Source organism: Inquilinus sp. 2KB_23 (assembly GCF_052115705.1).
GTDB classification, from domain to species: domain Bacteria; phylum Pseudomonadota; class Alphaproteobacteria; order DSM-16000; family Inquilinaceae; genus Inquilinus; species Inquilinus ginsengisoli_A.
Genome location: NZ_JBFRHF010000071.1, coordinates 1 through 2,725, shown reverse-complemented (window position 1 = coordinate 2,725; position 2,725 = coordinate 1). Strand labels below are relative to the sequence as shown.

At 69.9% G+C, this 2,725-nt stretch carries 1 protein-coding gene; it reads left to right on the top strand.

Annotated features, from left to right (window positions below; genetic code table 11):
* On the top strand, positions 1–2,725 hold a 2,725-nt coding region (locus tag AB4112_RS35900), incomplete at both ends, for a non-ribosomal peptide synthetase (RefSeq protein ID WP_441727239.1).

The window sequence follows — 2,725 nt, the reverse complement described above, 5'->3', positions numbered from 1 at the left end:
CGCCGTTCCGGGACTACCTGGACTGGCTGCGGCGGCAGGACGGGCCAGCGGCGGAGGCGGCGTGGCGGGAGGCGCTGCAGGGTCTGGAGGAACCGACGCGGCTGGCACCGAGGCGGCCGACGGCGGCGACGATGCCGGAGACGGTGTCGGTGGCGCTGACAACGGAGCAGACGTCGGCGCTGACGCGGCAGGCCCGCCGGCTCGGGCTGACGGTGAACACGCTGGTGCAGGGGGCCTGGGGCATCCTGCTGGGGCGTCTGACCGGACGGGACGACGTGGTGTTCGGCGTGACGGTGTCGGGACGGCCGGCGGAGCTGCCCGGGATCGAGGCCATGGTGGGGCTGCTGATCAACACGCTGCCGCTGCGCTTGCGGCTGCGTCCGGCGGAGCCGCTGCAAGCGCTGCTGGTCCGGCTGCAGGACGAACAGTCCCGCCTGCTCGCCCACCAGCATCTCGGCCTCACCCGCATCCAGCAGGTCGCCGGCTTCCCCGACCTCTTCGACACACTCCTCGTCTTCGAAAACTATCCGACTGCAGCGGCGGGCGAGCGGGCGATCTCCGGCCTCTCCGTGGCTCAAGCGGAGGGCTTCGGTGGCGACGTCTCGCATTATCCGCTCGGACTGCTCGTTCTGCCTGGGGAGCAGATCCAGCTGCGCTTCGGCTTTCGCCCGGACCTGTTCGAACGCGAGGCCGTGGAGGCGATCGCCACCCGTCTGCAACGCGTACTCGACGCCATCATCTCCGATCCCACACGTGCCGTCGGTACCATCGACCTGCTGGGTGTCGAGGAGCGGGCTCGGCTGCTGCCGGGGTGGAATGCGGCGGGGCAGGCGGTGTCCGTTGAGACGGTGCCGGATCTGTTCGAGGCGCAGGTGCGCCGGACGCCGGATGCGGTGGCGCTGGTTCTCGGCGCGGAATCGGTGAGTTACGCCGAGTTGAACCGCCGGGCGAACCGCCTGGCGCATGTGCTGATCTCGAGAGGCGTGGGTCCCGAGGACATCGTGGCGCTCGCCGTGCCGCGGTCGGTGTCGATGGTCGTGTCGGTGCTGGCTGTGTTGAAGGCGGGGGCAGCGTATCTGCCGCTGGACCCGGAGTATCCGCCGGAGCGCCTGGGATATATGCTCGAGGATGCCGGGCCGCGCTGCATCATCACGACGGGAACGGCGGTTTCAGCGATCCCTGCGGGAAGCCCCGTGCCGGTCCTGCGGCTGGAGGATCCGGTGCTGTCGGCGGCGCCTGAGCACGATCCCGGTGACGGGGAGCGGACGGCGCGGCTGCGGCCCGGGCACCCGGCCTATGTGATCTACACCTCCGGCTCCACCGGACGCCCCAAGGGCGTGCTGGTCCCGCATCGCAATGTCGTACGGCTCTTCGATGCCACGGACCATTGGTTCAGCCCGGGGGCGGATGACGTCTGGACGCTGTTCCACTCCTACGCGTTCGACTTCTCGGTCTGGGAAATCTGGGGGGCGCTCCTGCGCGGCGGGCGCCTGGTGGTGGTGCCCTTCGCCGTCAGTCGTTCTCCGGTCGAGTTCCGGGATCTGCTCGCCCGGGAGAAAGTGACAGTTCTCAACCAGACTCCATCCGCCTTCTACCAGCTGATGCAGGCCGAAAGCGACGAGCCTACCTCCCGGCAGGCGCTCTCCCTCCGCTGCATCGTGTTCGGGGGAGAGGCGCTCGATCTCGAAAGGCTGGCCCCGTGGTATCGCAGGCATCCGGACGACGCTCCGATCCTCGTCAACATGTACGGGATCACGGAGACAACCGTTCATGTCACCCACAGGAGGCTGAGCCAGAGTTTGGTCGCCGGCGGCGCCGGCAGTCTGATCGGTGAGCCGATCCCCGACCTCGCGGTGTACGTGCTGGACGGAGGATTGCAGCCGGTTCCGGTGGGGGTGTCGGGGGAGCTGTATGTGGCTGGAGCGGGTCTTGCCCGCGGCTACCTCAACCGGCCGGGCCTGACGTCGGAGCGGTTCGTGGCGTGTCCGTTCGGAGGTCCTGGGGAGCGGATGTACCGGACGGGAGATGTGGCGCGTTGGCGGCCGGATGGAGAGCTGGAGTACCAGGGCCGTGCGGACGAGCAGGTGAAGATCCGCGGGTTCCGGATCGAGCCAGGGGAGATCGAGGCGGCGCTCGGCAGCCATCCCGCCGTGGCCCACGCCGCCGTCATCGCGCGGGAGGACCATCCGGGTCAGAAGCAGCTGGTGGGCTATGTGGTGGCGGCGTCGGGCACCTCGCCTGATGGGGCGGATCTGCGCCGGCATGTGGGGCAGCGCCTGCCGGAGCACATGGTGCCGTCGGCGGTGGTGGTGCTGGAGGCATTGCCGCTGACGCCGAACGGCAAGCTCGATCGCAAGGCACTGCCGGCGCCGGAGCGGGTGTCGGCCGGTGGCCGGGTGGCGCGGACGGCGCAGGAAGAGATCCTGTGCGGCCTGTTCGCGGAGGTGCTGGGTCTGGAGCGGGTGGGGATCGACGACGGGTTCTTCGATCACGGCGGTCATTCGCTGCTGGCGACCCACCTGATCGGACGGATCCGGTCGAGCCTGGGGGTCGAGGTGACGATCCGGAGCCTGTTCGAGGCGCCGACGGTGTCGGGGCTTGCGGAGCGGCTGGGCACGGCGCGGCCGGGACGGGCGGGCCTGGCGCGGCAGGTGCGTCCGGAGCGGCTGCCGTTGTCGTATGCGCAGCAGCGTCTGTGGTTCCTGTTCCGGCTGGAGGAGGGACC